Consider the following 16,415-nt stretch of genomic DNA (forward strand, 5'->3'; position numbering starts at 1 on the left):
GCGCCCACAACAGAGAGGTTTGAATGACGAAAACGATGCAAGCGGGCCATGCCCGCCGCTGGGCAGCCCGGACCGGGGCAGCCCTGGCCCTGGGCGCCGCGGCCGCGGTGTGCGCCGCGCCGGCCACGGCGCCGGTCAAGCATGCCCGCGGCGAAACCGCCGTGCCGGCCAATCCGTCCAAGACGATCGTGCTGGACCTGGCGGTGCTGGACACCATGCATGCGCTGGGCGTGGAGCCGACGGGCGTGCCCAGCGCCGCCAAGCTGCCGCCGCAGCTGAGCCAGTACGCCGACCAGCGCTACCTCAAGGCGGGCACGATGTTCGAGCCCAACTACGAGGTTATCCACGCGGCCGCGCCGCAGGTCATCTTCGTGGCGGGCCGGTCCGCGCCCAAGTATGACGAGCTGGCCAAGCTGGCGCCCACGGTCGACCTGACGGTCAACGCCAAGGACCTGGTCGGCAGCGTGACGCGCAACACCGAAACGCTGGCCGCCATCTACGGCAAGCAGGCAGCGGCCAAGGACAAGCTGGACGCATTGCGCGCGTCCATCGCGGCCTTGAAGGGCAAGGCCGCCAATGCCGGCACGGGACTGATCGTGCTGACCACCGGCGGCAAGATGAGCGCCTACGGTCCGGGCTCGCGCTTCGGGGTGATCCATGACGCCTTCGGCGTCAAGCCCGCCGCCACGGGCCTGAACGTGTCGAACCACGGCCAGGCGATCTCGTTCGAGTTCATTGCCCAAACCGATCCCGACTGGCTCTTCGTGATCGACCGCGACGCCGCCATCGGCCGCGAAGGCGTGTCGGCCCAGCGCATGCTGGACAACGACCTGGTGCGTCCGACCAAGGCGTGGAAGAACAAGCGCGTGGTCTATCTGAACGGCTTCAACTGGTATCTGCTGGGCAGCGCCGGACTGACCGCCATGCAGCAGAACGTAGACGAGATCGCGGCCGCCCTGGCGCAAGGAAAGTAAGCCGCATGCATGAAGCGTGGAAGGGCCGCCGGTGAATTGGCGGCGAATGATCGGCGGCTGGGGCGGCCTGGCCATGGTGTTGGCGCTGTTGCTTGTGCTGTGCGCGGCCAGCATCAGCCTGGGGGCGGGCCAGATGTCATGGGCCGCGCTATGGGGCGGGGGCGAGGACGCCGAGCGCGCCAGGCGCCTGCTGCTGGTCAGCCGCGTGCCGCGCACGCTGGCCCTGCTGCTGGCCGGCATGGCGCTGGCGGTGGCGGGCCTGATCATGCAGATGCTGGTGCGCAACCGCTATGTGGAGCCCACGACGGCCGGCACCGTCGAATCCGCCACGCTGGGCATCCTGGTCATCACCCTGCTGGCGCCCGACACGCCGGTGATCGGCAAGATGCTGACGGCCACGGGCTTTGCCCTGGCCGGCACCTTGCTGTTCCTGGCGCTGCTGCGCCGCGTGCCGCTGCGCACGCCATTCATCGTGCCGCTGATCGGCCTGATCCTCGGCGGCGTGATCCACGCGGTGACGACCTTCGTGGCGTATCGCTTTGATCTCCTGCAATCGCTGCATGCCTGGACCACCGGCGACTTCTCGGGCGTGCTGCGGGGGCGCTATGAACTGCTGTGGATCGGCTTCGGCCTGGCGTGCGCGGCCTACGCCGCCGCCGACCGCTACACCGTGGCCGGCATGGGCCGCGAATTCGCGTCCAACCTGGGCCTGAACCATGCCCGCTTGACCCTGGTGGGCCTGCTTATCGTGTCGGCGATTTCGGCGGTGGTCGTCGTGACCGCCGGCGGCATTCCGTTCCTGGGCCTGATCGTGCCCAACGCCGTCAGCCTGGTGCTGGGCGACAACATGCGCCGGGCCATCCCGTGGGTGGCGGCGCTGGGCGGCATATTCGTGCTGGCCTGCGACATCATCGGCCGGCTGGTCATCCATCCGTACGAGATTCCCATCGGCACGGTGGTCGGCGTGCTGGGCAGCATCCTGTTCTTGTGGCTGCTGCGCACGCGGAGGAACCGCCTTGGCTGAGTCCTCGCTTTCCTTGCCCGCCGCGCGCTCGCCGCAGGCATGGCGCCTGCTGCTGCTGGCCGGCGCCGCGCTGGCGTGCGCGACGGCCTTCATGACCCTGGGCGCGAATGGCCAGTGGTCGTTCGTGATTCCCTTCCGGGGCGGCAAGCTCGTGGCCATGCTGCTGGTGGCGTATGCCGTGGCGGTGTCGTCGGTGCTGTTCCAGACCATCACGCACAACCGCATCCTGACGCCTGCCATCATGGGCTTCGACGCCTTGTACCTGCTGATCCAGGCCGTGGTGGTGTTCGGTTTCGGACAGGCGGCGGCCAGCGCCAGCCATCCGGTGGCGTCGTTCCTGCTCGAGGTCTGCGCCATGACGGCGTTCGCCTGCCTGCTGTTCCGATGGCTGTTTTCGGACGCCGTGCGCAGCCTGCACCTGATGATGCTGGTGGGCATCATCTTTGGCCTGCTGTTTCGCAGCCTGTCCAACTTCGTGGTGCGGCTGATCGATCCCAATGAGTTCCTGGTGCTGCAGGACCGCATGTTCGCCAGCTTCAACTCGGTGCGCGTGGGGCTGCTGCCGATCGCGCTGGCGGCGGTGTGCGGCGCGTCGCTCCTGATCTGGCGCATGCGTCGCCGCTACGACGTGCTGGCGCTGGGCCGCGAAATTTCCGTGAACCTGGGCGTGGACTACCGCCGCACCCTGATGCAGACCCTGGCTGCGATCGCCGTGCTGGTGTCGGTGTCCACGGCGCTGGTCGGGCCGGTGACGTTCTTCGGCTTGCTGGTCAGCAATCTGGCCTACCACGCCATGGGCTCGGACAAGCACAGGCACACCATCCCCGCCGCGACCCTGCTGAGCGTCATTTTCCTGGTGGGCGGCCAGACGCTGCTGGAGCGCGTGCTGGGCCTGAACACGACTGTGAGCGTGGTGATTGAATTCGTGGGCGGCGCGATGTTCCTCGTCCTGATCCTGCGCAAGGGGCGCCGATGATAGAAATCCAGAAAGTCAGCAAGCAGTACGGCGACACCGTGGTGATCGACGAGGTTAGCCTCGACCTGCCGGCGGGCGGCGTCACCGCCATCATCGGGCCCAACGGGGCGGGCAAGTCGACCTTGCTGTCCATGGTCAGCCGCCTCTTGCCGATGTCGGCGGGCCGGGTGCTGGTGGAAGGGCTGGACGTGACGAAGGCCGACAGCCGCGAGCTGGCGCGCCGCCTGTCCATCCTGCGGCAGGACAATCACCTGCCGTTGCGGCTGACGGTGAAGGACCTGGTGGCCTTTGGCCGCTATCCGCACACCGGCGGCCGCCTGACGCTGGATGACAAGGTCCATATCGATCGCGCCATCGCCTACCTGAACCTGGAGCCGCTGGCCGAGCGCTACCTGGACGAGATGTCCGGCGGACAGCGCCAGCGCGCCTTCGTCGCGATGGTGCTGTGCCAGGACACGCGCTACGTCCTGCTGGACGAGCCGCTCAACAGCCTGGACATGAGGCACGCCGTCGCCATGATGGGCACCTTGCGCCGGGCGGCGGACGAACTGGGCAAGACGGTGGTGCTGGTGCTGCACGACATCAATTTCGCTTCCAGCTACGCGGACCGCATCGTGGCGATGCGGCAGGGGCGCATCGCGCGCCACGGACCTCCGGCCGAACTGATCCGGCCGGAGGTGCTGAGCGATCTGTACGAACTGCCGATCGACGTGCACGAGATCGGCGGCAAGCGTATTTGCGTGTACTACCGCTAGGCGGGGCGCCCCGTTGCAGGACGCCCGCGCGCATTACAGGCTGAGGTCGACCGCGTAGCGCGACAGCTGCGTCACCGGGTCCGGCGTCGCGTCGTATACCGAGACATTGGTCACGCCATGCGCCGTGGCCATCGCCAGGGTGCCGGGCACCGACGAGAACACTACCGGGCCGGCCAGGGCGCCCAGCTGCTTGAAGCGCCAGCTGCGGTCCAGGCCGTAGGTCGCCAGGTCCAGCGTGGGGTTCTTCTTGATGTAGCTGATCAGCACGTCGCGGCTGGCGTCCGGGGCTTGCAGCACGATGTCGCCCTTGCCGCCGGCCAGGCCGGGGAAGTCGCCGCCGCCGCTGGCGCGGTAGTTGTTGGTGACCACCAGGAACTGCGCGGCCGGATCCAGAGGCGCGCCCTGATACATCAGCCCCGAGATCCGCGAACCCTTGGGCCGGGTCACGTCGATCTCATACTGCAAAGCGTTGCCGGCGGCATAGAGCACGTCGAAATTGAACGTCGGAAAGCCCGTGTCGATCAGGTCCTGCGGCGCGACCTGCGCGGGATCGATCTGCCTGAATTGCTCGGCGGTCTTTTCCAGCCACTGGCGCACGATGTCGCCGCTGACCCGCACCACTTGCAGCGTGTTGGGATACAGGTAGAGGTCTGCGGCGTTGTTGATGGCGACGTTGCCTTGCGGCACATAGGTGAAGTCGCCGGGGCCGTTGCGTCCGCCCTTGAAGGGCGCGGCCGCCGACAGGATGGGCAGGGCGCCATAAGACGGGCTGTTCTTGGCGATGTAGTCCGTCAGGTAGTCGATCTGCGCCATGTTCACGACCTGCAGCGCGGACACGTCGCCCGTCAGCGCGTAATAGGTGGCCATGTCGAACTGGCTCTGGCCGATCGGCGTCTTGACGTAGTCGATGGTCGCCGTGTGCTCGGCCTGCACCAGCTGCTGCACGGCCGCGTCGGGTTCCACGTAGGTGGCCGGCGTGGCGCCGCTTTGCGCCGTCAGGCGCGTGGAAATGCGCTGTACCTGCGTCGCGTCCTTCTGCACCTGCCAGCCTTTGTCGTACGCCAGCTTCAGCGTGATCTGGCCCAGGTTGTTGCCCCACTGGCCGGCCTGCACCGTCGGCACGCCGTTGATCAGGCCTTTCTCCAGCTCGACGCCCGGCTGCCCGGCGAATTGCGACTTGGCGTTCGTGTCGGGAAACAGCAGGTGCTGGTGGCCGGTGATCAGCGCGTCGATGCCGGGCACCTGGCTCAGGTAGCCCGCGCCGTTCTCCATGGCGGGGGTGTAGGCCGTGGCCAGGTCGATGCCGCCGTGCGCCAGCGCCACGATCAGGTCGGCGCCGGCCGCCTTCATCTCCGGCACGTAGCGCGCTGCGGTCTCCTTCCAGCCGGTGACCTCCACATGGCCTTCCAGATTGGCCTTGTCCCATTGCAGGATGGGCGGAGGCGCAAAGCCGATCACGCCGACCTTCAGCGGAACGTCGATGCTCTTGCCGTCGGCATCGGTGGCCTTGAAGGTCTTGTCCAGCAGCACCCAGGGCTTGAAGATGGGCTGCTTGGATGCGGCCGAGACCACATTGGCCGATACGAAGGGGAACGCCGGGGCGGCACAGTCCCTGGCGCCGGACGGATTGGTCTGCGCCGTGCCCTTGCCGATCCCGGCCAGCCCGAAGTCCACGTTGGTGATCTGCGACAGGAAGGGCAGGCCGTAGTTGAACTCGTGGTTGCCCATGGTGGCCGCGTCATACGACAGCAGCTTCATCTGCTTGTAGATGGCGATCATGTCGGAACACTGCACCGGCGACACGAGCGCCTGGTAGTCCGACAGGGCGGTGCCCTGGATGGTGTCGCCGTTGTCGAACAGCAGCGTGTTCGCATGCTGGCGGCGCGCGTTGGCGATCAGCGTGGCCGTGCGGTCCACGCCATAGCTCTTGTCCTCGGCCAGCTTGTAGTAGTCGTAGCCCAGCACGTTGGCGTGCAGGTCGGTCGTTCCCAGGATGGCCACGTCGAGCGTCGCGCCCTGGGGCACGCTGGCTTGCGGGGGCGTCTCGGGCGCGGCGTCGTCGTCATCGTCGTCGCCGCCGCAGGCGGACAGGCTGGTCAGCAGCGCGAAGCTGGCGGATACCGCGAAAATCTTGCGTACGTGTGGCTTCACCGTCTTTCCTCCGTGTGGAAGGAAAGATTCTGGGGACAGCGTATGACCTACCCGTGACATGGGCGGCGAGGGCGGAAAGATTCCGAGCCCGCGGTTCAATGCGCCGTCAGCGCAGCGGCGATGCCCGCGTCAGGCAATCGTGTTCCAGCCCCGCCAGCGCATCCAGGAACCGCCACGCGAACGATCCCGGGCCTTCCGCCAGCGCGCCGGCCCGTTCGCCCGCGATACTGAAGCAGGACAGGGCGCCGACGGCCGCGGTGTAGGCATCGCCCCGCGATACGGCGGCGAACGCGCCGACCACGGCGGTCAGCGCGCAGCCCGTGGCGGTCACGCGCGGCATCAGCGGCGAACCGCCGATGATGCGCACGGAACGTTTGCCGTCCGTGACGAAATCCACCTCGCCGGTGACCGCGACCACCGTCTGACGGCTTGCCGCGATGTCGGTGGCGGATTGCTCGGCCTGCGCCACGGCATCGCGGGAATCCACGCCCTTGCCGGCGCTTTGGCCGCCGGCCAGCGCGATGATCTCCGAGGCGTTGCCCCGGACGATGGCGGGCCGCAGGTCCATCAGCCGCTGAATGGCGCCGCGGCGAAAGGCGGTGGCGTGATGGGCGACCGGGTCCAGCACCCATGGCGTGCCGGCCTGGCCGGCGGACGCGGCGGTCAGCAGCATGCTTTCCAGCCAGGGGGCGGACAGGGTGCCGATGTTGACCACGACCGCGCCGGATATCCGCGCAAATTCGGGCGCTTCCTGCTCGGCATGCACCATGGCCGGGGACGCGCCTACGGCCAGCAGCGCGTTGGCCGCGTAGTTCATCGAGACGAAATTGGTCAGGCACTGCACCAGGGGCGCGTCGCGGCGGACGGCTGCGAGGAGGTCCTGGGAGGCCTGGGCGAGCGCGGGCAGGGCGGGGTGTGGCATGCGGGGGCAGCGTTATCTGGATCAGGTATTACGGGTCGCCGTGCATTGTGCGCCTGTGGGGCCGCCAACGGATTCTCAGCTTCTTGCCGAAGCTCCCCGGGTGGATGGGGGGTATGTTCCGAGGCTGGCGGGGGCTTGTCAAGCGAGCGGCGGGAACTGTCCGAGGCGCGGCCTGCCGTTCGAGTTCTTCGGAGGCGTACAAGGCAAAAGACAAGGAGGTCGGAACTGGAGCCGTCGGCGCTGCGTGCGCAAGCCAAGCTCATTGCAAACGCCGCGAAGACCTGGATCGAGCGGGTCGAGCTTCAGGATTTCACGCAACTCGGGCCTGGCGATGTGCTGGAGGCGAAGGCGCTTGAATTGCTGCGCAACCTGGGGGCAAAGAACGAGGATTTCATGCCGGAGCATCGGCTTTCGGAAAACACCGGCAGCTCGCCGGATGCGACAAGCCTTGTATAAGGCCCGGGCGCTGCAGGCGGCGCCGGGGCCTCTTGCTCAGTTCACCGTGATGTTCGCCGACTTGATGACCTGCGACCAATGCGCGGTGTCTTGCGCCACCGTGCGCCCCAGCTCCTCGGGATTCTGGTAGTTGACCCGCACGCCCGCCTCGTTGGCGGTCTTGATGAGCTCAGGTTTTTGCAGGCCGGCCTCAAGCGCCGCGCTGATCTTCTGCACGACCGCGTCCGGCGTGCCGGCCGGCGCGAACAGCGACACCCAGGCGTCCAGCTCGAATCCCGGGTAGCCCTGCTCGGCCGCGGTCGGCACGTCCGGAATCATGGGGTGGCGCGCCGCGCCGGCCACCGCGATGGCGCGCAGCTTGCCCATTTGCACATGGCCGATCACCGAAGGCGGCGTGGTCACGAAGAGCTGGACGCGGCCGGACAGGACGTCCTGGATGGCCGGGCCCGAGCCCTTGTAGGGCACGTGCACCATGTCCGTGCCCGTCATCTGCTTGAGCAGTTCGGTGCCCACATGCGGCACCGAGCCGCTGCCTTGCGAGGCATAGTTGATTTCGCCCGGGTGCGCCTTGGCATAGGCGACGAGCTCTTTCAGGTTATGCACGGGCAGCGAGGGATGCACCGTCACCACGTGCGGCGCAACCGCCACCATGCCCACGGGCTTGAACGACTCGGCGCTCCAGCGCAGCCCGTTGAACATCGACGGGTTGCCCGCGTGGTACATCGAGTACGACGCCAGGAGGGTGTACCCATCGGGGCGCGAGGCCGCCACCATGCCATAGGCGATGTTGCCGCTGGCGCCGGTCCGGTTGTCGATGACCGTCGGCTGGCCGAGCGCGGTCGCGAGCGGTTCGCTCGCCAGGCGAGCGGCCAGGTCCACGATGCCGCCCGGCGGCACCGGCACCACGATCGTGATCGGATGCGTGGGAAAGTCCTGGGCGGCGGCCAGCGGCGCCAGGAGGGAGAAGGAAAGGGCGATCAGCTTGCGCAACATACAAGGGCAGGGTCGGTTAACGGTTGGCGCTCAGGCGCGTTCGGCCAGTTCGGCGCGCACGATCCTGGCGCCGTCGACCATCGCCTTCATCTTGCCGAAGGCCACGTCGCGCGGCAGATACTTCAGACCGCAGTCCGGCGCAATGATCAGGCGCTCGGGCGCCACGTGGGGCAGGGCGCGCCGGATGCGCGCGGCGACCACTTCCGGCTGCTCGATCTCGTTGGTCGACAGGTCCAGCACGCCCAGCATGATTTCCTTGTTGGGCAGCGAGTCGAGCACCGCGCAATCCAGGTTCGATTGCGCGGTCTCGATCGAGATCTGGTGCGCGGAGCAGCCGCACAGCTCGGGCAGGAACGAGTAGCCGTTCGGGCGCGCGTGAATGACGGCGGCATAGCCGAAGCAGATGTGCACCGCGGTGCGGCCGGCTACGCCTTCGAGGGCGCGGTTCAGGACCTGGAGGCCGTACGCGCGGGCCTTTTCGGGGCGCGCCTGCATGTAGGGCTCGTCGATCTGCACCACGTCCGCGCCGGCCGCGAACAGGTCGCGGATTTCTTCGTTGACGGCCTGGGCATAGTCGTAGGCCATCTCGGTCTCGGAACCATAGAAATCGTTCTGGGCCTGCTGCGCCATGGTGAACGGGCCCGGGACCGTGATCTTGATCTGGCGGTCGGTGTGCGCGCGCAGGAACTGAACGTCGCGCACCTGCACGGCGTGCTTGCGGCGGATCTTGCCCACCACGCGCGGCACGGGATTGGGATGGCCGCTGCGGTCCAGGGCCGTGCCCGGATTGTCGAGGTCCACGCCTTCCAGCGCGGTGGCGAAACGGTTGGAATAGCTTTCGCGGCGGACCTCGCCGTCCGTGATGATGTCCACGCCGGCGGCTTCCTGATCGCGGATCGCCAGCAGGGTGGCGTCGTCCTGGGCCTGTTCCAGCCATTCCGGCGCAACGCGCCAGAGCTCCTGGGCACGCACGCGCGGCGGGAAGCGATCGCCGAGGCGCTTGCGATCGATCAGCCAATCGGGCTGCGAGTACGACCCGACGAGCGTGGTGGGCAACAGGAGGGACATGGAAACTCCGAACATAAGGCGATGGAAAAAAGCGAACCCGGGTTTATAGGCGATATAGCGTGAATTGGGTTTGCGGGCAGATTGAGGAAAATTCACGCAGTGCCCGGCGAGCGATATCGGGTTCGCCTGTTTCTTCCACTGCCGGCTTGCGGCAGCGCCTTTGCCGGCGCCGTTCCCCCGGTTCCGATCGGCGGCCGGGGGCGGCGGGTACTTTACGTCTCGGCCCGGTAGCGATTACGCAGGTCGCGAACCTGGTCGTGGTTGCGCAGCACACCCTGGTACTGGCGCTCGACGACCGCGCGGACATTTTCCGGCAAGGTTTCCTTCAGCGCCTTGGCGTAGGCCGCCTTCGCCACATCCTCGCCCCGCTCGCACTCTTCGAGCAGGACAAGGTCGCTGCGGCTCGCGATAGCGGCCTTCAGGTTGGTCCAGCCCCGGTGCATGGCGCCCGATACGGTGCCGTGGTCTTCCGGCTTGCCGCCCAATTGGCTCACCAACGCCTGCAATTCGGCGGCGCCAGCGGCGCAATCGCTCGAGCGGTTCCTGAACAGTTGTTGCAGCTCAGGCGTTTTCGTGTCGTCGGCGGCGGCGTCGAAGCCTTTTTCGCCGTCTTTCGACGTTTCGATGAGCTCGTTCAGTACCTTGATTACATGGTCTGCCATATCGGTCTCCTTGGATTCAGGCCGCCAAGCGGCACCTGCCGCCTGTCGAATGGGAGACTCAGCATGTAGCGTGCCTGACCCCGGCAGGGAAGGCGTTCCTGGCGGCAGGCCGGGAGGACCGGAACGGTTCAATTGGGGGCCAGAGCAGAGGGCTGCCGGGATCCAACCGTTGTTACAAGCGCGGGGCACGCGGATCAGCCGTTCTTGCCGCTGGCCTCGTCCAGCATCTTCCGGGCTTGTCCGGTGAGCGTGTCCATGATCCGATAGAAGGCGGCGCGGTCCTCGGCCGAGAGGCAGCCTTCCAGGGCGTGTTGGCGATGCAGCGTCCCGCGCAGCCCCTTTTCCAAGGTTCTGGAGCCCTCGGGCGTCAGGGCGATGACCGCGCGCCTGCGGTCGTCGGGGTCCACGGTTTGCGTCAACAGCCCTTTTGCTTCGTTCTCGAACACGGCGCGGCTGATCTGGCTCTTGTCCAGATGCGAAAAACGCACGATCTCCGATGCGGTCGAGGGGCCAAGCCGATACAGGCTGACCAGCGTGCGCCACTGCCGGCTGCTCAGTCCCAGCTCTTCTGTCACCGATACGTCCACCATGCGGGCCAGCATTTGCGCGAGCACGGATGTCCTGAACGTAATCAACCCCTCGACCGTTATCTTTTTAGCCATAATTAATCTCACAAGCAACAGTTGCTACGACAACCAATTGTGTTTTAGCATACATCCACAATTACACCGATATCGGAGACAAGGATGCAAGCTCTAACGCAAAATCGCATACGCCGCAGGCTCCTGACCGCGCTTGTCGCGCTACCGGCCATGGCCGGTATGCGGCTCGTCCAGGCCCAGGACAACTGGCCGACACAGCCGATCAAGCTGGTGGTGACGCAAGGGCCCGGCTCGGGCAGCGATGTGATGGCCCGCCTGGTCGCGCAGTATCTGGGCCAGGAATTGGGCCAGTCGGTGATCGTGGAGAACAGGGCGGGCGGCGGCGGCGTCATCGGACACGAGTCGGTATTGCGCGCGCACGACAATCACACGTTCGTGTTCAGTTCGACCGCGCCGTTGTTCGTGGTGCCCTACCTGAACAAGGCCGCCGTCTACCGCTACAGCGATTTCATGCCGGTGGCGCCGGTGATGCGGGCCCCGTTCGTGGTGCTGGTGCCCAACACGGAGTCCGCGCCTAAGACGCTCAAGGAACTGATCGCCAGCCTGCGCGGCAAGCCTCAGGCCTTTTCGTCGGCCGGCTTCGGGACCATGACGCACCTGGCCAGCGAGATGTTGCTGCAACGCGCCGGCGTAAAGGCTACGCACGTTCCGTACAAGGGCAGCGGCGCGTCGTTGAACGATCTTATCGGCCAGCAAGTGGCGTTTTCCTCGGACTCGATGACGGCATCGATGCCGTTGATAAAGGCAGGGCGCTTGCGCCCGCTGGCGGTTACGGGGGCATCGCGCGAACGTGGATTGCCCGATGTTCCCACCTTGGAAGAGTCGGGATATCAAGGATTGGTCATTGCCGTCATCGGAGGCCTGCTGGCGCCCAAGGACAGTTCCGAGCTTGCAGCCGACCGCGTCGCGGCCGCGATGGTCCGCGTCCTGCAGAACCAGGAGGTGCGGGAAAGATTCGCAACCCTGGACACCGAACCGCTGGCCGAGCCGCGCCAGGAGTTCGCGTCCCTGCTGCGCAGCGAACAATCCCGCTGGGAAGCCGCCGCCCGCCAATTGGAACCCGAAGCAAAGAACTGATGATGGACAGCCCGAATACCGACTTCAAGCGCGTGGCCTTCGATGCGTCCCGACGCGGCACGTTGAATGGCGTGCGCGTGGTGGACCTGAGCCGCTTGGTGGCAGGCAACATGTTGACGCTGCAACTGGCCGATTTCGGCGCCGACGTGATCAAGGTCGAGTCGGCCCGCGAAGGCGATACGCTGCGTCAATGGACACTATCGGAACCAGATGGCGGGGACGGTTTCGATGGCTGGTGGCAGGTGTACGGACGCAACAAGCGCAGCCTGGCGTTGAACCTGCGCAGTACGCAGGCGATAGAACTGCTGCTGCAGTTGTGCGGCACGGCCGATGTGCTGATCGAGAGCTTTCGTCCCGGCACGCTGGAAAGCATGGGCTTGGGACCGGAAGTATTGCTTCGGCGTAATCCCGGCCTGATCGTCGTGCGCCTGTCCGGGTGGGGGCAGACGGGGCCGTACAAGGACCTGCCCGGCTTTGGGAGCCTGATCGAAGGGTTCTCGGGCTATGCCCTGAAAGGCGGCAATGGTCGCGAGTCGCCGCCTGAGTTGCCGGGCATTGCGCTGGCCGACATGATCGCCGGGCTTTCCGGCGCGTTTGCCGTCATGACGGCGCTGCGCGAGGTCGAAGTCAACCAGGGGCGCGGACAGGTGATCGACCTGTCTTTGCTGGAACCCATGCTGTCCATCATGGGGCCGGATGTCACCAGCTATGCGCGTACGGGAAAAAAGCCCGCGCGCGGGGTAAAGATTGCATCGCCGCGCGGCGTGTATCGTTGCCGCGACCGCCAATGGGTGGCCATGTCGGGGTCCACCGACTCGATGGCGCGCAAGGTGTTCGCCGCGATTGGCCAGGCCGGCCTGTACGAGCAGGACCGTTATCGCACCAATGCGGCCCGGCTGGAACACGACCAGGAAATCGACGCCATGATCCAGGCTTTCATAGGGACGTTGGAGTTGAAGGAATGCCTGGCCCATTTCCGCCAGCACGGCGTCACGGTCGGACCGGTTTACGACGCGCAGGATATCTACGAAGACGAGCATGTGCGTGGCCGCGGCGTGTATGTGGCGGCAGCCACAGCCGGGCATCCCGACGGCGTGCTCATGCACGACGTGGCCCCGCGCTTGAGCGGCACGCCGGGTTCGCTTCGGTTTCCCGCGCCCAGGCATGCGCAGCACACGACCGACATCCTGGAGGAACTGGGACTGACCGCCGATCGCATAAGAGAATTGCACGAACAGGGGCATGTCAAATGCAGATGAACATGTTGAGGTCCTTGCTGTTCGTGCCGGCCACTGCCGGCGCGTTCGTGGCGAAGGCCCATGAACGCGGCGCGGACGCAGTCATCGTCGACCTGGAAGATTCCATTCTTCCCGAATTGAAGGAGAGCGCGCGCCTGCGGACCGCGCCGGCGTCGCGCGCGATTGCGCGGCACGGCATCCCGGTGCTGCTGCGCGTGAATGTGGATCCGCAAGGGTGGCGCGAAGACCTGCTGGCCGCCGACCTGGCCTGCCTGCAGGCCGTGGTGCTGCCTAAAGTAGAAAGTGCCGCGCAGGTCATCGCACTAAGCGATGCGCTGGGCAGCCTGGAAAAAGAGCGCTCGCTGCAGCGGCCCCTACACATCGCCGCGCTGGTCGAGTCCCCGCTGGGCGTGGTGCGCGCGACGGATATTGCCAGCTGCTCGCCGCGGTTGTGCGCATTGGGGTTTGGTGCCGAAGACTATGCTGCCGCCATGTCCGTATCGCCCGAACCCATGAATCTGCGGTGGGCCGCGCAGCAGGTCACGAATTCCGCGCGCGCATTCGGCTTGGGATGCTGGGGGCTGGCCGACAGTATTGCGAACCTGAACGATATGGACCGCTTCGAGTCATCGGTGCGCGAAGCCCGGAACCTGGGCTTTACAGGCAGCGTGGCGATACACCCGAGGCAGGTGCCCGTGATCAATCGCGGGTTCTCTCCATCCGCCGAAGAACGCGAGTGGGCCCGCCAGGTCGTATTGGCCGCCGAGGCCGGTCGCGCGGAAGGCCGTGGCGTGGTGATCCTGCATGGCCGCATGGTGGACCAGCCCTTGGTGGATCGCGCGCGGCGGTGGCTGGCGCAGTAGTCTGCTGGCGGCTTGCCGATGTGACAAGCCTGTTCACCGGCGGACCTGTCTCGTCCCGCTGCGGCATACGCTTTCCCATTTCGGGAGAGCGATATCACGGGCCGATCATTCTGCCTTGCATTCGTGGCGGGCGCGGCGTTGGCGCAAGTGCTGCCCGCATTGCCTGGGCCGGCCGTACTGTGGCTGGCGGCTGCCGGGGGCGGAGTCGCCTGGGCCTGCTGGGCGCGCGCGAGCCATCAAATCCTGCGTATCCTCGCGGCATTGGCGCTGGGATTATCCATCGGCTTCATCAACGCCAGCCTGCAAGCCCAGCATCGCCTGGACAACGCGCTGGCGGATGCGCACCAGGATGAAGTCTCCCGGCTGGTGTTGCGCGTCGCCGAGCTGCCGGACGGCGACGCCCAGCGCCAGCGATTCGTGGCGGAACTGGACGAACCCGCCCGTCCTGGCATCCCCGACCGCATCCAGGTGACCTGGCAGGCGGCCGGCGCGCATCAGGGCCTGCCCCAGGTGCTGCCCGGGCAGGTCTGGCGCATGGCGCTGGTGCTGCGGCGCCCGCACGGCCTGCTGAACCCCGCCGGGCCGGACGCGGAAGGGCGCATGTTCGCGGCCGGCGTGCGGGCCACGGGCGCCGTGCGCGGGCGGCCGGATCTGATGGCGGACCGCCCCTGGGCGACGCCGGGCATCGCGATCGAGCGGGCGCGCCATCTTGTGCGCGAGGGCATGCGGGCGGCGCTGGGAGAGCACCGCTATGCGCCGGTGCTGATCGCGCTGGCGATCGGGGATCAGGCGGGCGTCTCGCGCGACGATTGGCGCATCTTCAACCGCAGCGGCATCACGCATCTGGTGTCGATCAGCGGCATGCATGTCACGTCCATCGCCGGGATCGCCGGCCTTCTGGCGTCCGCGGTCTGGCGGCGCTTGCGCTGGCGGGGCGTGGGGCTGGCCGAGCGCGCGCCTGCGCGCATTGCCGGCGGGGCGGCTGCGGCGGTGGTGGCGCTGCTGTATTGCCTCCTGGCGGGCTGGGGCGTGCCGGCGCGCCGCACTTTCTTCATGTTGTCCGTGGTGCTGGCGGCCGCCTTGTCGCGTCTGCCGCTGTCGGCGGCCAGGGTACTGGCCGGCGCGGCGGCGGTGGTGGTGGCGCTGGATCCGTGGGCGCCGGTGTCGCCGGGATTCTGGCTGTCATTCGGCGCGGTGGCGGTGTTGCTGCGCATCGCCGATGCGCCGTTCGACGCGGACGCCGGCTGGCGCGCTCGATGGATGGCAAGGCTCGGGCAGGCGACGCGGCTGCAGCTGATGGCGACGCTGGGCCTGACGCCGCTCTTGGCCTTCCTGGTGCATCAGGTGTCGCTGGGGTCGCCGCTGGCCAATGCGGTTGCCATTCCCGCAGTGACGTTCATCGTGACGCCCCTGGCGCTGCTGTGCGCCGCCTTGTCCGCCGTGCCGGGCGCGCAAGGCGTTGCCGCCATGGCGGGGCAGGCCGGGCTGGCCGCCTTCGACCTGACGATGGCGCCCGTGGCCTGGGTGGGCAGCGCCAGCTGGGCCAGCGTCCCGGTTGCCGCGGCGAGCTGGCCCTGGCTGTTGCTGGCGCTGGCGGGGATGGCCTGGGCGCTGCAGGCGCGGGGCTGGCCCGGACGCCATCTGGGATGGGCCTGCATGCTGCCGTTGCTGTTCTGGCGGCCCGACAGGCCGGAGCCGGGGCATTGGCGCATGAGCGCCATGGACGTGGGGCAGGGCAGCGCCATCCTTGTTGAAACGGCAAGCCAGTCGCTGCTGTTTGACGCAGGGCCCCGCAGCTACGGCGGCAGCGACGCGGGCGAACGCGTGGTCGCGCCATTCCTGCAGGCGCGCGGCATCAATCGGCTGGACGTGCTGGTCCTGTCGCACGCGGACATGGACCACGTGGGCGGCGCGCGCGCCGTGCTGGCGGCCGTGCAGGTGGCGCGCAGCTACGCCTCTTTCGATCTGCCGGCCTTTCTGCGGCGCGATGCGAGGTTGTGGCCGGATGCCGGCAACGCGCGGCCGGTCCTGCCGCAGGAGATGGCGCGCTGCGAACGCGGGCGTAGCTGGGAAGCGGACGGGGTGGTGTTCACCTTCCTGCATCCCGCATCTGGCGACGATCCGCGGGCGGACGACCGCAACGCCGACAGTTGCGTGCTGCGCGTGGAAGGCGCGCGCCATTCCTTGCTGCTGACCGGGGATGTCGGCGTGGCGCAGGAGGGGGCGCTGGTGGCGGCGGGGCTGCCCGCCACGGATGTCGTGCTGGCGCCGCACCACGGGTCGGCGTCCTCATCGGGCCGGGACCTGGTGGCGGCTGCCGGGGCGGCCCACGCGATCGCGCAGGCGGGGCATCTGAACCGCTTTCGCCATCCGGCGCGCGCGGTGGAGCTGCGCTGGACGCGTGCCGGGACCCGGTTCTGGCGCAGCGACCGCGACGGCGCGGTGATGGCGGAATCAAGCCCCGAGGGGCTGGATGCATGGGCGCAGCGCGACCGCGGGGGGCGGTACTGGCATGAACGCTAGCGGCGCCCGAGCGGCTCCGGGGCCTGCGCGTGGCTGGCCATCACCAGCGGTAGCGGACCTGGGCCACGACC

15 protein-coding genes are annotated in these 16,415 nt (G+C 67.5%); 9 read left to right on the top strand and 6 right to left on the bottom strand.

Going from position 1 to position 16,415, the window contains the following annotated elements:
• Positions 1-23 precede the first annotated feature (23 nt).
• Genes ACFWP0_RS12760 through ACFWP0_RS12775 form a run of 4 tightly spaced genes read left to right on the top strand, consistent with a single transcriptional unit; the run spans position 24 to position 3,729 of the window.
• A complete protein-coding gene (locus tag ACFWP0_RS12760) occupies positions 24-974 on the top strand; it encodes a siderophore ABC transporter substrate-binding protein (protein WP_377842462.1) in 951 nt (316 codons plus the stop codon).
• Positions 975-1,020: 46 nt separating this feature from the next.
• A complete protein-coding gene (locus tag ACFWP0_RS12765; RefSeq protein WP_377842779.1) occupies positions 1,021-1,998 on the top strand; it encodes an ABC transporter permease in 978 nt (325 codons plus the stop codon).
• Positions 1,991-2,974, top strand: a complete 984-nt coding sequence (locus ACFWP0_RS12770; RefSeq protein ID WP_377842464.1) for an iron chelate uptake ABC transporter family permease subunit — start codon at positions 1,991-1,993, stop codon at positions 2,972-2,974. The genes ACFWP0_RS12765 and ACFWP0_RS12770 overlap by 8 nt, the downstream gene beginning before the upstream one ends.
• A complete protein-coding gene (locus ACFWP0_RS12775) occupies positions 2,971-3,729 on the top strand; it encodes an ABC transporter ATP-binding protein (RefSeq protein WP_377842465.1) in 759 nt (252 codons plus the stop codon). Before ACFWP0_RS12770 ends, ACFWP0_RS12775 begins: the two co-directional genes overlap by 4 nt.
• Before the next feature lie 33 nt (positions 3,730-3,762).
• Here ACFWP0_RS12775 and ACFWP0_RS12780 read toward each other — a convergent pair whose 3' ends face one another.
• Positions 3,763-5,880 carry a 5'-nucleotidase C-terminal domain-containing protein gene (locus tag ACFWP0_RS12780; protein ID WP_377842467.1) on the bottom strand — a complete coding sequence of 706 codons (2,118 nt, stop codon included), beginning with the start codon at positions 5,878-5,880 and terminating at the stop codon, positions 3,763-3,765.
• A 106-nt stretch (positions 5,881-5,986) separates the two neighbouring features.
• Complete coding sequence (gene thiM, locus ACFWP0_RS12785) at positions 5,987-6,802, bottom strand: hydroxyethylthiazole kinase (protein ID WP_377842468.1); 816 nt, start codon at positions 6,800-6,802, stop codon at positions 5,987-5,989.
• Positions 6,803-6,937: 135 nt separating this feature from the next.
• Between thiM and ACFWP0_RS12790 the strand changes: the two genes are divergently transcribed.
• On the top strand, positions 6,938-7,258 hold the full coding sequence (locus tag ACFWP0_RS12790) for a hypothetical protein (RefSeq protein WP_377842470.1): 321 nt from the start codon (positions 6,938-6,940) through the stop codon (positions 7,256-7,258).
• Between the two features lie 36 nt (positions 7,259-7,294).
• On the opposite strand, the gene ACFWP0_RS12795 is transcribed toward ACFWP0_RS12790, so the two are convergent.
• The 4 genes from ACFWP0_RS12795 to ACFWP0_RS12810 form a co-directional block, all read right to left on the bottom strand.
• Entirely contained in the window at positions 7,295-8,251 is a 957-nt protein-coding gene (locus tag ACFWP0_RS12795) for a Bug family tripartite tricarboxylate transporter substrate binding protein (RefSeq protein WP_377842471.1), read from the bottom strand.
• Between the two features lie 30 nt (positions 8,252-8,281).
• A complete protein-coding gene (locus ACFWP0_RS12800) occupies positions 8,282-9,319 on the bottom strand; it encodes a uroporphyrinogen decarboxylase family protein (protein ID WP_377842473.1) in 1,038 nt (345 codons plus the stop codon).
• A gap of 212 nt (positions 9,320-9,531) precedes the next feature.
• Positions 9,532-9,981: a PA2169 family four-helix-bundle protein gene (locus ACFWP0_RS12805; protein ID WP_377842474.1), complete on the bottom strand. Its 450-nt coding sequence runs from the start codon at positions 9,979-9,981 to the stop codon at positions 9,532-9,534.
• Between the two features lie 194 nt (positions 9,982-10,175).
• Positions 10,176-10,643 carry a MarR family winged helix-turn-helix transcriptional regulator gene (locus ACFWP0_RS12810; RefSeq protein ID WP_377842475.1) on the bottom strand — a complete coding sequence of 156 codons (468 nt, stop codon included), beginning with the start codon at positions 10,641-10,643 and terminating at the stop codon, positions 10,176-10,178.
• 159 nt (positions 10,644-10,802) lie between these two features.
• On the opposite strand from ACFWP0_RS12810, the gene ACFWP0_RS12815 reads away from it, so the two are divergent.
• The 4 genes from ACFWP0_RS12815 (at position 10,803) to ACFWP0_RS12830 (ending at position 16,344) form a co-directional block, all read left to right on the top strand.
• A complete protein-coding gene (locus ACFWP0_RS12815) occupies positions 10,803-11,720 on the top strand; it encodes a tripartite tricarboxylate transporter substrate binding protein (RefSeq protein ID WP_377842477.1) in 918 nt (305 codons plus the stop codon).
• Complete coding sequence (locus ACFWP0_RS12820) at positions 11,720-12,979, top strand: CaiB/BaiF CoA transferase family protein (RefSeq protein WP_377842478.1); 1,260 nt, start codon at positions 11,720-11,722, stop codon at positions 12,977-12,979. Before ACFWP0_RS12815 ends, ACFWP0_RS12820 begins: the two co-directional genes overlap by 1 nt.
• Before the next feature lie 2 nt (positions 12,980-12,981).
• On the top strand, positions 12,982-13,821 hold the full coding sequence (locus ACFWP0_RS12825; RefSeq protein ID WP_377842479.1) for an HpcH/HpaI aldolase/citrate lyase family protein: 840 nt from the start codon (positions 12,982-12,984) through the stop codon (positions 13,819-13,821).
• Between the two features lie 147 nt (positions 13,822-13,968).
• Complete coding sequence (locus ACFWP0_RS12830) at positions 13,969-16,344, top strand: DNA internalization-related competence protein ComEC/Rec2 (RefSeq protein WP_377842481.1); 2,376 nt, start codon at positions 13,969-13,971, stop codon at positions 16,342-16,344.
• Positions 16,345-16,415 lie beyond the last annotated feature (71 nt).

Origin of the sequence: Achromobacter sp. NPDC058515, from assembly GCF_042721735.1 — a bacterium.
Classification (GTDB): Bacteria; Pseudomonadota; Gammaproteobacteria; order Burkholderiales; family Burkholderiaceae_B; genus Achromobacter.